The organism is Salinibacterium sp. NK8237, assembly GCF_015864955.1.
Classification (GTDB): Bacteria; Actinomycetota; Actinomycetes; order Actinomycetales; family Microbacteriaceae; genus Rhodoglobus.
In genome coordinates, this window is record NZ_JADYWE010000001.1 from 724,738 (window position 1) to 742,410 (window position 17,673).

General features: G+C 59.4%; 18 protein-coding genes. 4 read left to right on the forward strand and 14 right to left on the reverse strand.

Translation table 11 applies throughout. From position 1 onward, the window contains the following. Nucleotides 1-53: 53 nt before the first annotated feature. The 4 genes from mnmA to I6E56_RS03535 form a co-directional block, all read right to left on the reverse strand. Entirely contained in the window at nt 54-1,217 is a 1,164-nt protein-coding gene (gene mnmA / locus I6E56_RS03520; RefSeq protein ID WP_197124106.1) for a tRNA 2-thiouridine(34) synthase MnmA, read from the reverse strand. Between the two features lie 36 nt (nt 1,218-1,253). Beyond that, nucleotides 1,254-1,508: a hypothetical protein gene (locus tag I6E56_RS03525; RefSeq protein WP_197136076.1), complete on the reverse strand. Its 255-nt coding sequence runs from the start codon at nt 1,506-1,508 to the stop codon at nt 1,254-1,256. After that, complete coding sequence (locus I6E56_RS03530) at nt 1,508-1,876, reverse strand: winged helix-turn-helix domain-containing protein (protein WP_307842354.1); 369 nt, start codon at nt 1,874-1,876, stop codon at nt 1,508-1,510. The genes I6E56_RS03525 and I6E56_RS03530 overlap by 1 nt, the downstream gene beginning before the upstream one ends. Nucleotides 1,877-1,969: 93 nt before the next feature. Beyond that, entirely contained in the window at nt 1,970-3,148 is a 1,179-nt protein-coding gene (locus tag I6E56_RS03535) for a cysteine desulfurase family protein (protein ID WP_197136078.1), read from the reverse strand. Nucleotides 3,149-3,264: 116 nt separating this feature from the next. Here I6E56_RS03535 and ybaK point away from each other — a divergent pair, with 116 nt between their 5' ends. Further along, nucleotides 3,265-3,741 carry a Cys-tRNA(Pro) deacylase gene (gene ybaK, locus I6E56_RS03540; RefSeq protein WP_197136079.1) on the forward strand — a complete coding sequence of 159 codons (477 nt, stop codon included), beginning with the start codon at nt 3,265-3,267 and terminating at the stop codon, nt 3,739-3,741. Here ybaK and I6E56_RS03545 read toward each other — a convergent pair. Beyond that, the gene (locus I6E56_RS03545) at nt 3,738-4,682 is read right to left on the reverse strand and encodes a tetratricopeptide repeat protein (RefSeq protein WP_197136080.1); all 945 of its coding nucleotides are present in this window, start codon (nt 4,680-4,682) and stop codon (nt 3,738-3,740) included. The genes ybaK and I6E56_RS03545 overlap by 4 nt on opposite strands. Next, nucleotides 4,679-6,427: a hypothetical protein gene (locus I6E56_RS03550; protein WP_307842750.1), complete on the reverse strand. Its 1,749-nt coding sequence runs from the start codon at nt 6,425-6,427 to the stop codon at nt 4,679-4,681. Before I6E56_RS03550 ends, I6E56_RS03545 begins: the two co-directional genes overlap by 4 nt. Before the next feature lie 283 nt (nt 6,428-6,710). Between I6E56_RS03550 and I6E56_RS03555 the strand changes: the two genes are divergently transcribed. Together I6E56_RS03555 and I6E56_RS03560 are read left to right on the forward strand one after the other, a co-directional pair. After that, entirely contained in the window at nt 6,711-9,050 is a 2,340-nt protein-coding gene (locus I6E56_RS03555; protein WP_197136082.1) for a hypothetical protein, read from the forward strand. Nucleotides 9,051-9,121: 71 nt separating this feature from the next. Then, nucleotides 9,122-10,183, forward strand: coding sequence for an AI-2E family transporter (locus tag I6E56_RS03560; protein ID WP_197136083.1), 1,062 nt, complete (start codon nt 9,122-9,124; stop codon nt 10,181-10,183). A 10-nt stretch (nt 10,184-10,193) separates the two neighbouring features. On the opposite strand, the gene I6E56_RS03565 is transcribed toward I6E56_RS03560, so the two are convergent. From I6E56_RS03565 to rpsB, 8 genes are all read right to left on the reverse strand, one after another. After that, nucleotides 10,194-10,943, reverse strand: coding sequence for an alpha/beta hydrolase (locus tag I6E56_RS03565; protein WP_197138045.1), 750 nt, complete (start codon nt 10,941-10,943; stop codon nt 10,194-10,196). 372 nt (nt 10,944-11,315) lie between these two features. Beyond that, complete coding sequence (locus I6E56_RS03570; protein ID WP_231606231.1) at nt 11,316-11,963, reverse strand: lytic transglycosylase domain-containing protein; 648 nt, start codon at nt 11,961-11,963, stop codon at nt 11,316-11,318. A gap of 43 nt (nt 11,964-12,006) precedes the next feature. Next, nucleotides 12,007-12,558 carry a DivIVA domain-containing protein gene (locus I6E56_RS03575; protein WP_197136084.1) on the reverse strand — a complete coding sequence of 184 codons (552 nt, stop codon included), beginning with the start codon at nt 12,556-12,558 and terminating at the stop codon, nt 12,007-12,009. A 14-nt stretch (nt 12,559-12,572) separates the two neighbouring features. Further along, nucleotides 12,573-13,451, reverse strand: a complete 879-nt coding sequence (locus I6E56_RS03580) for a phosphatidate cytidylyltransferase (RefSeq protein ID WP_197136086.1) — start codon at nt 13,449-13,451, stop codon at nt 12,573-12,575. Beyond that, nucleotides 13,451-14,002 (reverse strand): ribosome recycling factor, encoded by a 552-nt coding sequence (gene frr, locus I6E56_RS03585; RefSeq protein WP_197124082.1) that lies wholly within the window; start codon nt 14,000-14,002, stop codon nt 13,451-13,453. Before frr ends, I6E56_RS03580 begins: the two co-directional genes overlap by 1 nt. 108 nt (nt 14,003-14,110) lie before the next feature. Then, nucleotides 14,111-14,824, reverse strand: a complete 714-nt coding sequence (pyrH, locus tag I6E56_RS03590; RefSeq protein ID WP_197136088.1) for a UMP kinase — start codon at nt 14,822-14,824, stop codon at nt 14,111-14,113. A gap of 167 nt (nt 14,825-14,991) precedes the next feature. Next, nucleotides 14,992-15,819, reverse strand: a complete 828-nt coding sequence (gene tsf, locus I6E56_RS03595) for a translation elongation factor Ts (RefSeq protein WP_197136090.1) — start codon at nt 15,817-15,819, stop codon at nt 14,992-14,994. A gap of 11 nt (nt 15,820-15,830) precedes the next feature. Continuing rightward, entirely contained in the window at nt 15,831-16,823 is a 993-nt protein-coding gene (gene rpsB / locus I6E56_RS03600) for a 30S ribosomal protein S2 (protein ID WP_197136091.1), read from the reverse strand. 321 nt (nt 16,824-17,144) lie between these two features. Here rpsB and I6E56_RS03605 point away from each other — a divergent pair, with 321 nt between their 5' ends. Beyond that, the gene (locus I6E56_RS03605; RefSeq protein WP_197136093.1) at nt 17,145-17,636 is read left to right on the forward strand and encodes a M23 family metallopeptidase; all 492 of its coding nucleotides are present in this window, start codon (nt 17,145-17,147) and stop codon (nt 17,634-17,636) included. Nucleotides 17,637-17,673 lie beyond the last annotated feature (37 nt).

A 17,673-nucleotide genomic window follows, 5' to 3' on the forward strand; every position in this document is an offset into this window, starting at 1 on the left:
TGACTTCTGAGTGTGCGAATGCGCCGCAGAAGCGCACGCGTCGAGCGAGGTGTTTAGACCCCGACGGGAACCGCAGACACCGTGCGCGCAATCGTGCACTGGCCAAGCACTCGCGTGCCTACGTAAAGAACCGCCGTCTGGCCGGGCGAGACACCAATGAGTGGCTCGTGGGGCCGCACGATGAGCTCGGGGCCCTTCGCATCGCCGACGTTGTCGACGCCCTCGGTTGCCGGTGCGATGCGAGCGGTGGCCGGCATCGGGTCGGAGTGTGCGCGCACTTGAACGTGGCACTCAAAGCTCGCACCGGGCTCGCTGATGAAACCAGAGGCGAGCGGATCGAGCCCCGCCCACGAAAACTTGGTGCCAGCGACTTCGGAGAGGGCAAGAGCTTCGCGGGGTCCGACAACGACCTCGTTGGTCTTGGGACGAATCTCCAACACGAAACGGGGCTTGCCGTCATCCGTGGGGTAACCGACGTTGAGGCCCTTGCGCTGGCCGATCGTGAACGCGACAGCACCCTCGTGCTTGCCGAGAACCTCGCCGTTGCGGTCAAGAATTTCGCCCTGCTCTGCACCAACTTTGTCGGCCAACCAGCCGCGAGTGTTGCCATCAGGGATAAAGCAAATGTCGTGAGAGTCAGGCTTGTTCGCTACCGAGAAACCACGTTCTGCGGCCTCAGCACGAATCTCTGCCTTCGACGGCGTAGACCCGAGCGGGAACATACTGTGCGCAAGTTGCTCCGTCGTGAGCACGCCGAGAACGTAGGACTGGTCTTTCGCCCAGGCCGCGGCACGGTGAAGTTCACGATTGCCATTTTCATCTTCAACGATGTTGGCGTAGTGACCGGTCGCAACCGCATCGAACCCGAGAGCAACCGCCTTCTCAAGGAGAGCCGCAAACTTGATGCGCTCATTGCAACGCATGCAGGGGTTCGGGGTGCGCCCAGCCGAATACTCGGCGATGAAGTCATCGACGACATCGAGCTTGAAACGCTCGGAGAAGTCCCAGACGTAATACGGAATACCAATCATGTTGGCCGCCCGTTGGGCATCCATAGAATCTTCAATCGTGCAGCAACCGCGGGCACCGGTGCGCAGAGTTCCTGGCTGCCGGCTCAGCGCCAAATGCACCCCAACAACCTCATGCCCTGCCTCGACTGCACGCGCGGCAGCAACCGCAGAGTCCACTCCGCCACTCATCGCCGCTAAAACCTTCATCAACCAAGTGTACGAGACGAGTTGCTGGGCAAGTTCTTACTGCGGGATGTCGGTGAGCGTCTTCTCGACGCCAGCGAGGCGCTGTTCGACGGCATCCAGTCGCTGAATGAGCATCTGGTTGGCTTCGAGCGTCTGCTCGGCAAGTGCCCGATAATCGCCGCCCGCTTGCGCATCTGCAACGTATTTGGCCGCTTCGGCTTTCTTATTGACCGCGTTAGTGATGACGCCCGCGATGATTCCGGTGACGGCAATAATTGCGATCCAAAACCAGAGGGTATAGAAGATTTCCATTATTTTCCTTCGTGAGAATTGCTGTTGTGGTGTGGAGTTGCGTCGCCGTCGGCGATTTCAGAAGCTGCGGTTGTCGCCGCCGACTTCGCCACCGCTCTCGCCAGGAGAGCGGGGGTCACCGTGACGCGAAAAGGAACTACCTCGAAGAGCTTCAGCGCTTTGCCGTCGTCGCTTAGTTCGTGATGCCCGGCAACAAAGCCCGCCTCTTCAAGCTTGGCGAGGTGCATGTAGAGCAACGGGCGGGACATTCCGACGCGACGAGCGAGCTCGCTCACGTGCTTCTGGCCGGTCGATAATTCGGCCAGAATGCGCATGCGCTGCGGATTAGCCACTGCAGCCAACCACGCTCCGAGCTCTTCTGAATTCACGAGAATCCTTTCACCTGTAATAAAAAACTTACACATAGGTGACGGCAGCGTCAAGCCCCGCGGTGAGCACCACCGCGAGAACAGAAAACGGCGTTAGCGCCCCAGGACTGTCACGCGATCCGAATAGCCAGCGGCTCGCGCCTGCTCGACCGCGGCCGGCAACGCCGCCACGAACTGAGCAACCTCGTCGGCCGTCGTGGACTCCCCCAGCGAAATACGAAGTGCGCCACGAGCAGTGGGCTCGTCGAGACCCATAGCGAGCAAAACATGGCTCGCTTCGGGCACCCCAGCCTGACAAGCAGAACCGGTGGAGACGCTGAAGCCCGCGACATCCAACAAGAACAACAGCGAATCGCCCTCACAACCCGGGAACGTGAAGTGCGCATTGCCCGGCAGCCGGTCGTGCGGGTCGCCCCGCAGCACAGCCTCGGGCACTGCCGCTTGAACCCCCGCGATGAGCGAATCCCGCAACGCGGTGAGCCGAGCTGCCTGCTCCACTAGGTCTGTGGTTGCCTCGCGTGCCGCCGTCGCAAAAGCGACAGCACCCGGTGCGTCCATCGTTCCCGAGCGCGCCCGCTGTTGGCTTCCCCCATGAATAAGCGGAGTCACGGATGCCGAACGAGCGATAACGAGAGCGCCAACGCCGACCGGTCCGCCGATCTTGTGTGCCGAAAGACTGAGCGCAGCAACGCCGGCCGCGTGGAAGTCGATGGGCACATAGCCGAGAGCGGATACTGCATCGACGTGCACCGGAACGCCAACAGCCTGCGCGAGCGCTGCGACTTCGGAAGCGGGCTGGAGGGTGCCCACCTCATTATTGGCCGACAGCATCGACACAAGCGCGACGTCATCCGCGAGCGCCTCGCGAACATAGTCCACGTCAATGCGGCCGAGAGCGTCAACAGGAATCCAGTCGAGCACTGCACCCTCGTGGGTGCGCATCCACTCAACAGCGTCGATGGTGGCGTGGTGTTCGGCTTGGGCTACCAGAATGCGGCGGCGTTCGACGCCGCCGGAATTACGAGCCCAGTACAGACCCTTGATACCAAGATTGATCGCCTCGGTACCACCAGAAGTAAAAGTAATTTCTACCGAGTCCGCACCAATACTCGCAGCAATAGCCTCACGCGCCTCTTCGAGCATGCGTTTGGCCGCTTGGCCCTGCGAGTGAATCGATGAGGGGTTACCCACGACCGGCAACGCCTGTACGAACGCCTGCACTACAGACGGCCGCATGGGCGTTGTCGCCGCATGGTCAAGATAGATCGTCACCGTAACTCCGCTACTCCCCCACAGAATCCAACCGGATGCCCGTGTGTCATTACTCTAGATCGCATGCACTCTTGCTTCGACCTCGGCTTCCCTCGCCTCATTGCGGAAGCACGCTGATGGCACTCGGTACTCCGGCAACGGTGGCGCTTGATGCGCTCGGAATCTCATTCATTCCGCACCCCTACGTTCACGATGCTGGCACGAGCGAATTCGGCTTGGAAGCGGCAACGGTTCTCGGCGTTGACCCCGAACAGGTTTTCAAGACGCTCATGACGATGGTGGATGACGAGATGATCGTTGCCGTCGTGCCTGTCTCGGGAAAACTTGATCTCAAGGCGTTCGCCTCCACCCTCGGTGGAAAGAAGGCGAGCATGGCCGATCCCGTTAGCGCCCAACGGCGCACGGGCTACGTACTCGGAGGGATCAGCCCGCTCGGCCAGAGAACAGCCCATCGCACCGTGATTGACGAAACTGTTGAGCTATTCGACACCGTCTTCGTGAGCGGAGGCACACGAGGTTTTGACATCGAACTGACGCCCCACGACCTTATCCGCGCCACCGCGGCAATCACTGCCGCGATTGCGCGCGCCTAGTAGAGCAGCAGCGTCAAGCGACGACGAGCGTCAGCAACCCGAGGATCTTCGGCACCCGCGATTTCGAAGTAATCGAGAAGTCGCGTGCGAATGGCACTCTTGCCGTCAGCATCGACCGACGGAAATAGCTCTAGCAAGCGATCAAAGGCATCACCAAGGTGACCCCCGGAAACGTCGAGATCGGCAACCGCCAACTGCGCCTCCACGTTGAGAGGCTCTTGGCCCGCTGCGCTGCGCACAGCATCAGCCGTGTGGCCCTCCAAGCGCGACAGCAATGACACCTGGGCGAGCCCGGCAACTGCCTGCTGGTCACGCGGGTTCTGCGTAATGGCCGACTTGTACGCGGCGATTGCCGCGGGATAGTCGCCAGCCGAAATGGCATCAAAGGCTTCTTGGTGCAGCGGCGGCAGTGGTTCCTCTACGGGCTCTTCTTCGGTCTCCTCAGATCCCTCAGCCGCAGGCAGCGTGCCCGTCACATTGTTTTGCGCAGCCAACTGCAACACCTGCTCGAGCACCTCTTTGAGGTCCGTCTCTGGCATGATGCCGCTGAAGAGCTGCACTGGGCGCCCGCCAATAACCGCGGCCACCGTTGGAACCTCCTGCACCTGGAACGCTTGCACCAGCTGCGGGTTGCTCGTGGCATCCACCATCACAAGAGCGAAACGCCCCTTGTACTGCGCGATCGTGGGCTCAAGTGCCGGTTCAACGCCTTGTCCGTAGAACTCAACGATGACGGGAACCGTATTTGACAGTTCAAGCACCTGAGTGAACGACGCATCGTTGGCGCTAGTCGCGAAACCGCTCGGCTTCGACGCCTCTCCCGCAGGCTGATCGCTAGCACCCTCGCCGACCTCAGGGGTTGGCGTGTTGTGCTGACGTACGAGGGATGAGAGATCCACCGCGCCGCGAAGGCTAGCGGCATTGAGGGGGGCGTTAGTCATTTCAACTCCGATGCTGCAACGAGTCCTTGGGTGTAGCCGAGCAGGACGATTTTCTCATCGCTGCCTGCGGCCGGGACATAAAAGAGTAGCTGATCACCGTAGGTAGATTTGATGCCTTCTTCGGTGATCGATATTCCAGAGAGTGCTTTGGTCTGGCCGCTGAACGTGACAGCAGACCCTTCTTCCTTCGGAGCAGCGACCTTGGTTTCGTAGAGATGTACGGCGACAATCGCGCCAGCATCAATTGTGGCCATCGCGATCGGATCCGCCGAACCGAGCTCGTGCCCATAGGTCAGTGTTGCCGTGCTCGAGAGCTCCGCTTTCTCTGCCGTCTTCACCGCGAGACCGACGCTCTCGCGAAGGCTATCCCCCTCGGCGTCAAAGTCGAGATAGGAATCACTTTCAATGTCCTGCTCAAGAATTTCCGCGTAGTTGAGGGCAACTTCGGTTGGCGAGGAACGCAGAAGACCGCTGTCGGCGGGGAGACGCGAGGTGCCAACGCTAGCTGCGGCGACATCCGGGAACACGACAGAGGGCTCAAGGTTGACGGCATAGCTCACCTTGTAGTTGTCCCGAGGCGTTGCTTGCTCCAGATACAGCGCGATCGGAGCAACCGAGGAATCTGTTTCATCGAGGATGATCGTGAAAACAGTGCGTGGCCACGTTTCTGTCTGTTGCGGCAAGGTCAGCTGAACTGGGCCATCCGGAATGGAAACGGGGAGGTCGATCGAATCGTCCGCATCGCGCATCTTGTAGTTCGCGAGGCGATACTCGAGTGCAGCTTCAGCAAAACGAGTCTCGATGAGATCAGTGTCGCCCTCCTCATCTGCTTCTTGAGACACGGCGCTAATCTGCGCGACGATCTTCTCGATTTGGCGCACCGACACAGCTGGCGTGAGCGCAGCGCCCGCCTCAGAAGTGGAGGTGGGAGTGGGGATGGGGTCACTCTGGTCTGCGGTGGAGTTCGGAGCAGACGACGTCGTGCATCCGCTCAGAATGAGCACGCTGACCAAGACCGTAGGCACAGCAAATCTCGCAGTCGTGCGAAGCGTGGTGTTTTCGCCCGCCTTGGCGCCGCGCTTAGAAGGCTTGTATCGGGCCTTCTTGGGGACCTTTGGCATCTTTTGCGGCTTGCGGCGAGGACCACCAGCACGGCGCATGTGGTGCACGGCCCACATCAAGAAAATGAGACCGAGCAGCAATACTGCTGCGCCACTCAGAATGAGCGGGCCGGCCCACGGAGTGGTGTTGTCGAGAGGCCATGAGATCGATAGTGCATTGGGTGCGGGATCGATGCCATCAGCGGCCACGATGAACGACACGTCGCTGGGGATCTTTACCGTGAGAGCGAGTTCATCTTCAGCTTCGTAGTTTTCGAGCCACAAATCAGAGTTGTAAGGGTCGGGAACTTCTTGTTCCGTGCCGCTAATGCTCTCGGTGGCGAGTTCCCCGGTCTCAGGATCGAGGGTAACCATGTTGTAGCTGGCGTCGCCCACCCAGGCGAGCACGTCAATCGTGCGACCGTAGGCGGCGACAATACGTCGGTCACCCTCGATGCGGATGGTTTGGTTGCCCGAGAAAGCATTGAATGCTTCGCCGCTAATAACCGTGAGCGGCGCAGCGCCGCTCGTTTCGGTCGATGCGGTGACCTGATCTGGGGTCGCAAGTATGGTCTGCTGTGCAATGCCGTAGCCGATGAGTCCGGCTGCGAGCATGAAGCTAACTATGGCGAGAACGAATCTCACTATCTCTCCTTTCGTGTTGCCCAGGATTACTCGCCACATGAAGACCCTCGCCACACTGGCAGAACCTCGGTTGGTTTGGAGGTAGGGGCCTCATCCACGCGGGTAGGCAACAACAAAGACGTTCAAGAATAGCCGATTGCGTTCTGGCCACCTAGTTACTCCTCTGGGAACTTTCTGAGAGAAGGGTGTACGTCTCACGTTGGATGAGGAAACCGGAATGACAGGAGGCCTCTTCATCCCACTAAACTCAGAGGGTTCATTCCGCTGACATCGAGGAGAAATCTTGGCCGCGAACGATACCGATTTCGGCACAGAGATGCGCGGTTACAAGAGGGACGATGTCGACAAGCTCATTGGTGAGCTTCGTCGTGAGCTGGTGGCAGCTAAAGCAGACCGCACTTCTTCCACCAAAGAGGTAAAACGTCTTCTGGCCGTAAACGAAGATCTTCAGGCAGAACTCGATGAATCCGGAAGCCCGACCTACAGCGGCCTCGGTTCCAAACTTGAGAGCATGCTGCGAGTTGCTGAAGAGCACTCCACCCAACTCATCAGCCAAGCCGACATCGATGCCGAGAAAATGCGCAAGGCTGTTCAGTCGGAAACCGCTGCGCTGCGTGCCGACACCGCCAACGAATCCGAACGTATCCTCAACGAAGCGAACAGCGAAGCAGCAGCACTCGCCAAGTCATCCCGAGCCGAAGCCGAGGCTCTCGTCGCCCGAGCGAAAGACGAAGCCTCACAGCTCGTTACCGATGCCTCTCGCGAAGCCGCCACGATTCGCGGTGCCGTAGCAACTGAAGCTGCGGATGCCCGCACCTCTGCCAAGCGTGAATCGGCAGCTCTGCGTGCCGAGACCGAACGCGCGATGACCGAACTGCGCGCTAGCACCGCAAACGAAGTTGCCGACGCCCGCGAGGCTGCAGAGTCCTTGGCTCGAGATGCCGAACTCGGCCGCGCCACGTTCGAGGCCGAGAACACCAAGCAGCGCGAAGATCTCCAGCGCGATATCGAGCAAGCTCGCACCGACCTTGCTCGCGAGATTGAGACGGCACGCGCAGACCTCGAAGCCGAGACAACAACGGCACGCGAGAAGCTCGCCAACGAAACCAAAGCCGCCAACACCAAGCTCGCCAACGAGACCAAGGCCGCCCACACCAAGCTCGCCAACGAAACCAAAGCAGCCAAGGCCACACATCAGGCAGAACTCGATGCCGCCTACGCTGCGCTTGAAGCAGAAGCCGAAGCAACTCGCACAGCAGCAGCCACGGAAGCCGCAAACACTCTCGCTGAACTCGAAAAGACTGTGCTCGCAGCGCAAGCGTCGCTCGAGACTGAAATCTCTGAAGCTCGCGAACTGTGGGAGAACGAAGAGCGCGAAGCCCGTCACCACCTCGAGAGCGACGTCACTACAACGCGTGCGGCACTCGAAGACGAGGTCAGCACCACCAAGGCGGCGCTCGAGCACGAAGTAACCAGCACCCAGGCAGCGCTCGAGCACGAGGTTACGAGCACCAAGACCGCACTCGAGCAGGAAGTTAAAGTCACCCAAGCTTCGCTCGAACAAGAGGTTACAACCACTCGCGCTGAGCTCGAACGAGAAGTTGCCACAGCGAAGGCCGCTCTCGAAGACGAGGTCACGACCACGCAGACTGAACTCGAGGCCCACGTCAAGGCCACTCGAAAAGAACTCTCAGCCGACGTCAACGCGCAAAAGAAGGCGCTCGACAAGGAAGTCAGTTCCACCAAGAAGGCGCTCGCCAAAGAAGTTTCAACGACTCGAGCCGCTCTAGAGAGCGATGTAGAGACCACGCAGGCTGGGCTCGAAGCAGAAATCACGAGCGCTCGCGCCGCCTTCGAGCACGAGAGCTCCACCGCTCGAGCCGAGTTCGAAGCCGAGATGAGCACACGTCGCAACGAACTCGAAGCAGAAATCGCCGCGGCAACGGCCGGCCTCGAAGAAGATATGGCACGTCGCCACGCTGAACTGGATGCCGAGATCGACAGCAAGCGCACCGAGCTCGAGAGTTACGAATTAGAAACACGTTCAACCCTCGCCCACGATGTCGAAAAGCAGACAACCGACCTCGACCGCGATGTTGCACGCCAGCGTGCAGAACTTGCCAATGAAGTGGAATCGACGCGGGCGACCATCAAACACCAGCTCGAAGAAACTCGCACCACGATCGAGCGTGAGGCCGAAGAAGCCCGCATCTCGCTCGAGAAAGAAATTGCTGTGCGACGCGATGAGGCCGAGAAAGAGTTCTTGGCACAGCACAAAGAAGCGACAGCCCAAACTCAGAACTACCTCGAAGAAGCTCAAGCGCAATTGGCTGAAGCCGTGCGCGAGGCAAATGCTAAGCGTCACGAAGCTGAAGAGCTCACTAAGACCTCACAATCCGAAGCGAAAACGCTGCTTGCAGACGCATCAGACCAGGCCAGCGACCAAATCGCAGATGCTGAGCAGCGCGCCAAGTTGATGCTTGACGATGCTGAAAAGCGCTCCCACGATCTCGTAAGCGAAGCCGAAGACCGCCTCGCCAAGATCAAGGCTGAACGCGAAACGGTTGCGGGCTACTTCGAAAACCTTCGCGGAGTTCTGAACAAAGCCGAGGAAGTTAGCTAGCAACACGCTGAGCGGCCCCTAGAATTGCGCTCAGCCCTGCGCAGTTGCGTGAGGTCGAACGGAGCCATGCAATGAAGATCCTCAATCCATTCCGCCTCGGACTTCTGGGCGGTCTGGGTGTTCTCGTCGCGGTCGGAATCGGCGAGGCCATTATTTCGCTCGCGACGATCCTGACGTATGTCGGCGCGGCGCTGTTCCTTGCACTCGGTCTTGACCCCGTCGTCACGTGGCTCGAAACCAGAAAGTTTCCGCGGTGGACAGCGATCCTCACGGTGCTCGTGGGAGTGCTTGGCGTGTTCACCGGACTCGTTTTTGCGATCGTTCCCGTCATCGCCGAGCAGGTCAGCAACGCGGCCCAGGCAATCCCGCGTCTCGTCACAGCATTTTTCGATGGCACGGTTCGTGAGAGCGTAGAGACCGCGTTCCCGTGGCTTGATGTGCAGGATCTCCTCGACGGCTTCAACGCGTGGGTCGTAGACCTCGACTTCACGACCATCGGCGGCGGAGTGTTCGCCGTAGGAATCGGGATCGCCACCGGAATCACCGGTGCCATCATCGTATTGATCCTCACGATCTACTTCGTATCGTCGCTTAACAGCATCAAGTCCGGTGTCTACCAACTCGTGCCGGCCACCAAGCGCGCAAAGTTTATCGACCTCGCCGAGCAAGTGAGTGCCGCCGTCGGTCGCTACGTGATCGGCCAGAGTTCACTCGCTCTGGTCAACGGTGTGCTCTCGTTCCTCGTGCTCACTCTGATCTTCCCGGCCTTCGGGTTTCCCGTGAAGTACTCGGCGTTGCTGGCATTCATCGCCTTCGTCGGATCCCTCATCCCTCTCGTGGGAACGCTGAGCGGATCCGTCGTCATTACGTTGCTGGTGTTCCTGTTCAATGGCCCACCGAGCGTGATTGCCGTAGGAATCTACTACCTGATCTACATGCAGCTTGAGGCCTACGTGCTCAACCCCCGCATTATGAACAAGGCCGTGAAAATTCCAGGCGCCCTCGTGGTGATCGCCGCACTCGCCGGCGGAACGCTGCTGGGCATTTTGGGTGCTCTAATCGCCATCCCCGTTGCCGCGGCGATCCTGCTGATCTTTCAGCAGGTCGTCGTACCGCGCCAAGCTGATCTCTAGCAAAGAGCAGCTAGACGGCGCTAGCCGGCTCCGGTGGCCATGTGCGCGGCAAAGGAAGCACCATCGGGTTGAGGCGGGCCACGATCTCGGTGAGCACCCGATACGTCTGAGCCTCCCCCACCCATAAGTGTTTGCCGCCCTCGACCGCGACAAATTCCAGCTCCGGCACCGAGGAGAATCGTTGCGCGGCTTGTTCTGGGCGCAAGTAGTCATCGAGCTCAGGGATCACCGCCACCAGACGGCGCTCGTCGCCTGCCCACGCGGCCACCTCATCCGGGCTCGCACGATGTAGCGGTGGGGAAAGCAGAATCGCACCGGTGATCGGATGCCGCAGACCATATTTGAGCGTGACTTCAGTACCAAACGACCACCCCAAGAGCCAGACGTTGGGAAGTCCACGCTCACGCACGAAGTCCATCGCTGCTGCAAGGTCGTGAGCTTCAAGCTCACCCTCGCCGAAGGAACCCTCTGAGGTTCCTCGTGGCGACGTCACTCCGCGGAAATTAAAACGTAGTACCGCGACATCGGCCAGCGCTGGTAGCCGAGCGGCAGCCTTGCGAATGATGTGTGAATCCATAAACCCGCCTGCCGTTGGCAAGGGGTGCAAAGTCACTAAAGTGGCAGCGATGTGACCAGACTCCGGAAGTGAAAGCTCCCCGACCAGAGTGAAGCCGTCATCAGTGTGCAGCTCGATGTTTTCGCGGGTCGCCGGAAGCTCAGTCGCGCCTCTAATCGGTTCACTTGGAGACGCCGCGTTCACACCGGAATCGTTCGTGGAGGTCTGGGTCACGGGGAAATCGCTCACAATCTAATTTTCCAACAGTGTTGGTGCCAGTGACGCCGAGCTGCCAAGTCGTCAGCTGAGCCCATGATGCCGTCGGCACGCCACGTCACAGTGTGAGCAGTGCCCGAACTAATAGTTTGCGAGCATCCGGGGCAGGTGTAATTTTTAACTGCCTTGGCTGGCGAGACCGGCTGAACATTCCATTCGCCGTCACGCTTCATTTCCGTTCGACGTGAACCAAAAATGGCGTTCCTGATATCGCCGTTGTCATCGTCGTCGGGCCGGCGTTTTCCGCGAGGACGATTAGAACGAGGCATAACTCAAGCTTATGCGGTGTCGCGACGCCGCCTAGTACCAGCCGTTGGACTCGGAATAGGCCCAGGCTCCACACGGCGTTCCGTAGCGGCCGTCGATGTAGCTGAGACCCCAAGAGATCTGGGTGGCAGGATTGGTGGCCCAATCAGCGCCAGCGGACGCCATCTTGCTGCCAGGAAGCGCCTGAGGGATGCCGTAGGCACCGCTCGAGGAGTTCTGGGCGTACACGTTCCAGCCAGATTCGCGATTCCAGAGGCTAACGAGACAGTTGTACTCGCTCGTGCCTAGACCACGAGCGGTAAGCATTGAAAGCGCCACCGCCTGGGCTGTTCCGGGATCAGGAGTTCCTACGGCAGGCGCGACAGGAGATGCCACCACAACAGGCTCAACCACGATCTCTTTGATCTTGAGTTCATCACGCGAGACTTCGTTGACGAAGCCCTCGGCCACGGTGAGCGATTGCACTTCTGCACGCTCCATGGCGTTGAGCGGCACTGGCGCCGCTGACACCGTGCTTGCGGGGGTAGGAGCCGCCATCATCAAGGTGGCGACGAAGCCTAAGCTCACGGCAGAAGCGAAAACAGGCAAGCTCCACGAGACGCGTTTGTGGCGTCCGGAAAGATCCGCGCTCTGGCTCTTGGCTTGGGCGCGGATGATTGCGGCTCGGGAATTAATGAACAAAGTACGGCAATGCTAGTCGACTCACCTGAAAAAAAGGCGGGAACTAGCGAACAGCGAGCATGACGTCGATGACGGAGTCGATCAAGTAATCGACCTGGGCTTCGCGATAGCCACCCTTAGCGCTGCGGAACGCGACGGTACGAACGCGGTCGATGGTCAGCGGAGCGCCATGCTGAAAGTAGTTGGCGAGCTCTTGAGCAAAGGCATCAACATCTTTGATCGAATAGCCGATCGTGAACGAATTCGAGCGAGCAAATCTCTTTCCTTCGCGTCGCGCGAGACGGTTGAGGATCTCCTGCGCTTCGGCCCGAGCGTTCGCGTACCACGCTGTCTCGCCCAATTCTGCGATCGAGCGATCACGTTCACGTGCCGCGAATGCGTCTTCGAGGCGCTCAAGAGCCGAGTCAACATGCACCGGGGAGTATCCGCCCTTCTGCATGGCAAAAGCTAACTTGCGAATGGACCGCGAAGACACGATCGAGGAGTCACTACGATCGGCCGTGTAGGCACGACGCGCCTCCTCGAGGAAATCCTCGACCTGATCGACGTTGTACCCGAGCTTCGACTTGCGGCTGCGGGGAAATGTGGTGCTCACGGTTCTATTGTGCCTTACGAGAAGATAAGAAAGAGCGCATAGCCAGCAGCAGCCGACAAAAGCGACGAGTCAACGCGATCTAGGAAGCCTCCGTGGCCCGGAAGCCAGGTACTAATGTCTTTAATCCCGAGGTCACGCTTGATGAGTGACTCCGCTAGATCTCCCATGGTGGCGGTACCCAAGATAACGAGACCAAAGATGAGTCCAACCCACCAGGGCTGATCGATCATGAAGAGGGCAAGCAGAATGCCTGCGGTAATCGCCGCAAGCGCTGCTCCGGCAAACCCTTCCCACGTTTTGCCGGGGCTGATGGTGGGAGCCATCTTATGTTTGCCAAACGAAAGCCCACTCGCGTACGCTCCGATATCGCTGACGACGACGACAATCAGCATCGCGAGTGTCCACCACTGGCCACCGTCTTGAGCAGTGAGAATCACGGTGAAGCTCGCAAGGAATGCAACGTACAACATGACGAAAACGCCAGCGCCGAGATCGCGCATGATCGATTTCACCGAACCACGGTGGCTCGGCATCACAACTACTTCAACAAGCCGCCAGAGCCACACGAAGACGATGCCACCCAGCGTGACAAACCACTGGCCTTCGGCCTGCCAATAGAACGACGCGGGAACAACCGCGACTGCGGCAATGACCGCTGCGACGCGTGGAATTTTCAGGCCGGCAAAACGAAGCGCACTGGCGAGCTCGAATGCCGTGAAAGCAACCAGCACGCCCGCAAAGAGCATGTACAGCTCTTTGACAAAGATCAGGCTGAACAACAAAGCAAGACCAAGACCCAGCCCCACGGTGAGAGCCATCGCCAAAGGACGCCCCGTGCGGGCGTTAATCTTGTCGTTTGTAGCTCGAACGTGAGCTTCGAATTCGGAGACCATTAGACCTCGAGAAGTTCAGCTTCTTTGCGCTTGAGAGCGTCGTCGATTGTGTCGACATGAGCCTTCGTGCTCGCTTCTAGTTCTTTCTCGGCGCGCGCGACCTCATCTTCGCCGACCTCAGTGAGCGCCTCAAGGTCGTCTTTTGCCTTACGGCGCACGTTGCGAAGCGAGACGCGAGCCTGCTCAGCCTTATCGCGCACAACCTTGACGAACTCCTTGCGGCGTTCTTCGGTGAGTTCCGGCAGCGTGGCACGGATGACGTTGCCATCGTTGCCGACGCTCGCACCGAGGTGGTGAGCGCCTGCGATTGCCTTCTCAATGTCTTTGAGCGCGGACTTGTCGAACGGGGTGATCAGGAGAGTACGAGCCTCTTGGTTCACCATGGACGCAAGCTGCTGCAACGGAGTGGGAGTTCCGTAATAGTCCACTAGGACTTTCTGGAACAACGCTGGGTTAGCGCGGCCGGTACGAACCGTGCCGAAGTCATCTTTGGCAGCTTCTACTGCCTTGTTCATCTTTTCGCTAGCCTCGGCTAGGACATCACTGATCACAGGGGCACTCCTCTAGGTCTTACTCGAGTTTAGCGTGCAGAGGTAGGAACAACTGCGGTGCGGCACTCGGAAATCGTTTGGCTGGGGCGGTAATTAGAGCGCTGAGCGCTATCCGTGCACGCGAGTGCCGATTTGCTCCCCCACGATGGCGCGGGTGAGGTTTCCTGCTGGCTCCATACCGAAGACCAGCATCGGCATCGCATTGTCCATGCACAGGCTAAAGGCGGTCGAGTCGACGACCTTGAGGCCCTGCACGAGAGCATCCTGAAAGCTGATTGATTCGAGCTTGCGAGCATCGGGGTTGCTGCGGGGGTCAGCGTCATACACGCCGTCAACACCGTTCTTCGCAACAAGCACTTCTTCCGCGCCGATCTCGAGAGCGCGCTGAGCTGCAACCGTGTCAGTGGAGAAGTATGGCAAGCCTGCACCGGCGCCGAAGATGACAACACGGCCCTTCTCGAGATGACGTTCGGCACGCAGCGGAATATACGGCTCCGCGACCTGTGTCATCGCAATAGCTGACTGCACGCGGGTTGCTGTGCCTGCCTGCTCCAAGAAGTCCTGAAGGGCGAGGGCGTTCATTACCGTGCCCAACATCCCCATGTAGTCGGCGCGGCCGCGATCCATCCCACGCTGGCTGAGCTCAGCACCACGGAAGAAGTTGCCTCCACCAACAACGATGGCGATTTCTACCTCAGCGGCTGCCGCAGCGATCTCCTTTGCAAGAGCCGAGACGACATCCGGGTTAACACCCAACTGGCCACCACCGAATGCTTCTCCCGACAGTTTTAGCAGCACTCGGCGTTTGCGTTGAGTAGTCATCGTCTTCTTTCGCTAGCGGTTCTCTATTACAGGGTATTGCGTTGCGGAGAGTTCAGCACGGGCGTACAGCACATTCGCCGTAATGACCGTGCCGGGCCGCCTGATCCGCGGCGGCACACAACAAAGGCCCGAGGCAATAGAGCCTCGGGCCTTCGTCGATATGCGTGTTAGGCGCCTACCTTGAAGCGTGCAAAACCAGTGATGGTGATGCCCGCGTCAGCGGCAACCTTGGCGACAGAAACCTTGTTGTCGCGAGCGTAGTCTTGGTCAAGCAGGGCAACCTGCTTGAAGAACGCGCCGAGACGACCTTCAACGATCTTGGGAAGAGCAGCGTCAGGCTTGCCCTCTCCGCGACTGATCTCTTCTACGATGCGACGCTCGTTCTCGACATCATCTGCCGGAACGTCTTCACGCGAGAGGTAGGTCGGAGCAGCGAACGAGATGTGCTGCGCGATTCCGCGAGCGGTCTCTGCATCGTCACCCGTGTATGCGACAACAACGCCGACCTGCGGAGGCAGGTCCTTGTTGGTGCGGTGCATGTAGACCTCGAACGAGTCACCCTCAAGCTTGGCAAGGCGACGCAGTTCGAACTTCTCACCCAAGATTGCAGCTTCATCGTTGATGAGCTCGTCGACCGTCTTCGAGCCTGCGGATGCCGCAAGGCCCTCTTCTACGGTCGATGCGCCCGCAGCAGCAACTGCTTCGGCAACAGCCTCGCCCAGAGCGACAAACTTGTCGCCCTTGGCAACGAAGTCGGTCTCGCAGGCGAGCTCGATGATGGTGGTCGATCCGCCAGCGGTCTTCGCGGCGATGAGGCCTTCGCTGGTGGAACGGTCAGAACGCTTCGCGTTGCTCTTGGCACCGCGCAGACGAAGAAGCTCGGTGGCCTTTTCGAGGTCACCGCCTGCCTCAACGAGAGCGTTCTTGGTTTCAACCATGCCGGTGCCGAGGCGCTCACGCAGGGTCTTGAGGTCTTCGAGGCTGAAGTCTGCCATTGTTCGAATCCTTACTTCTTGTCGTCAGCTGCGTCTGCAGCCTTCGCGGGGGTCTTCTTTGCTGCGGGCTTAGCTGCGGCCTTCTCAGCCTTTGCCTCTGCCTTGGCGGGCTCTTCAGCCTTAGCTTCTTCAGCCTTGGGCTCTTCAGCCTTAGGCTCTTCGGCCTTAGCTTCTTCAACCTTGGGCTCTTCAGCCTTAGCTTCTTCGGCCTTGGGCTCTTCGGTCTTTGCTGCAGCGGCATCCGCGTCAGCCTGGCCGAGAAGCTCAGCTTCCCATGCAGCCATGGGCTCTACTTCTTTGCCCTCTTCTGGCTTCTGGTGACGCTGGATGAGGCCCTCAGCAGCAGCGTCAGCAACGATGCGCGTGAGGAGACCGACCGAGCGGATGGCGTCGTCGTTACCCGGGATCGGGTACGCAACGTCGTCGGGGTCGCAGTTGGTGTCGAGGATAGCGATGACGGGGATACCAAGCTTGTGAGCCTCGTCAATGGCGAGGTGCTCCTTCTTGGTGTCAACGATCCAGATCGCCGAAGGGGTCTTCGTGAGGTTACGGATACCACCGAGGCTCTTCTGCAGTTTCACAAGCTCGCGCTTCTGAATGAGCAGTTCCTTCTTGGTGAAACCACGCGTGGTGTCATCGAAGTCGACCTCTTCGAGTTCCTTCATGCGCGCAAGACGCTTGGAAACCGTCTGGAAGTTGGTGAGGAGTCCACCGAGCCAGCGCTGGTTGACGTAGGGCTGGCCTACGCGCAGTGCCTGCTCAGCGATCGTTCCCTGTGCCTGCTTCTTGGTACCAACGAAAAGAATGGTTCCGCCGTGGGCGACCGTCTCCTTGACGTAGTCATAAACAGCGTCGATGTGACCCAGCGACTGCTGAAGGTCAATGATGTGGCTGCCCGAGCGCTCGGTCAGAATAAAGCGCTTCATTTTCGGGTTCCAACGACGAGTCTGGTGTCCGAAGTGTACGCCGCTGTCAAGCAGCTCGCGGATGGTTACGACGGCCATAGCCGTTCTCCTTTTCTGGCTCACTGGCGCACATGGCGGCAATGGCCTTCTCAGTTAATACTCGCGACCGGTTGGCGCGAATCCTAGTGCCCGGGCATACCTCCGCCCCTGCCGCAATGGTGCGCGAGAGGGGACTGAGTGGAGATAGCGGCCGTGTGCTGCGGTAGTTGTACTGCAGCGGGGCACGCGTAGTCACCGCGAATACACGCGGTGCTGCCAAAATCATACCATCGCTCCCCCACAATGACATCACCCTGATTGAGTTTCCCCGGGTGTGATTTTTCGCCCGCTACCAGCCGCCGTAAACACCACACTGAGTGGATGTTTCGAGCTTCTTTATCCGTGCTTCTTGCGCTTCTCGTCGCGACCGTTGCTGGCGCGAGCGCACACGCTGACACCGCTGCCGAGTGGGACTGGCCAGTGGAGGCACCGCATCCGATCATCCGCCCCTATATCGCACCGGACACGGCGTATTCGGCGGGGCACCGTGGCATCGATATTGGTGCAGGCACAACGACTGAGGTGCGAGCCCCTGCCGCGGGCGTCGTGCACTTCGCCGGTGTCGTGGTGGATCGCCCGGTGCTCTCTGTATTACATCCGGGTGGGCTCATCACGAGTTACGAGCCTGTCACCACTACGCTCTCTCGCGGCGACTCCGTGCAGCAGGGAGACGTGATTGGCGAGCTGCAGCCCGGACACTGTTCGGTCGCGTGCATTCACTTCGGGGTACGCCTTGATGGCGAGTATGTGTCGCCACTCAATTACCTCGGAGCGATCCCCCGCGCGATACTGCTGCCCACACGAAAGCCCTAGTCGAGCCCGAGCGCATAGCGCCTGCGGGCTCAACTAG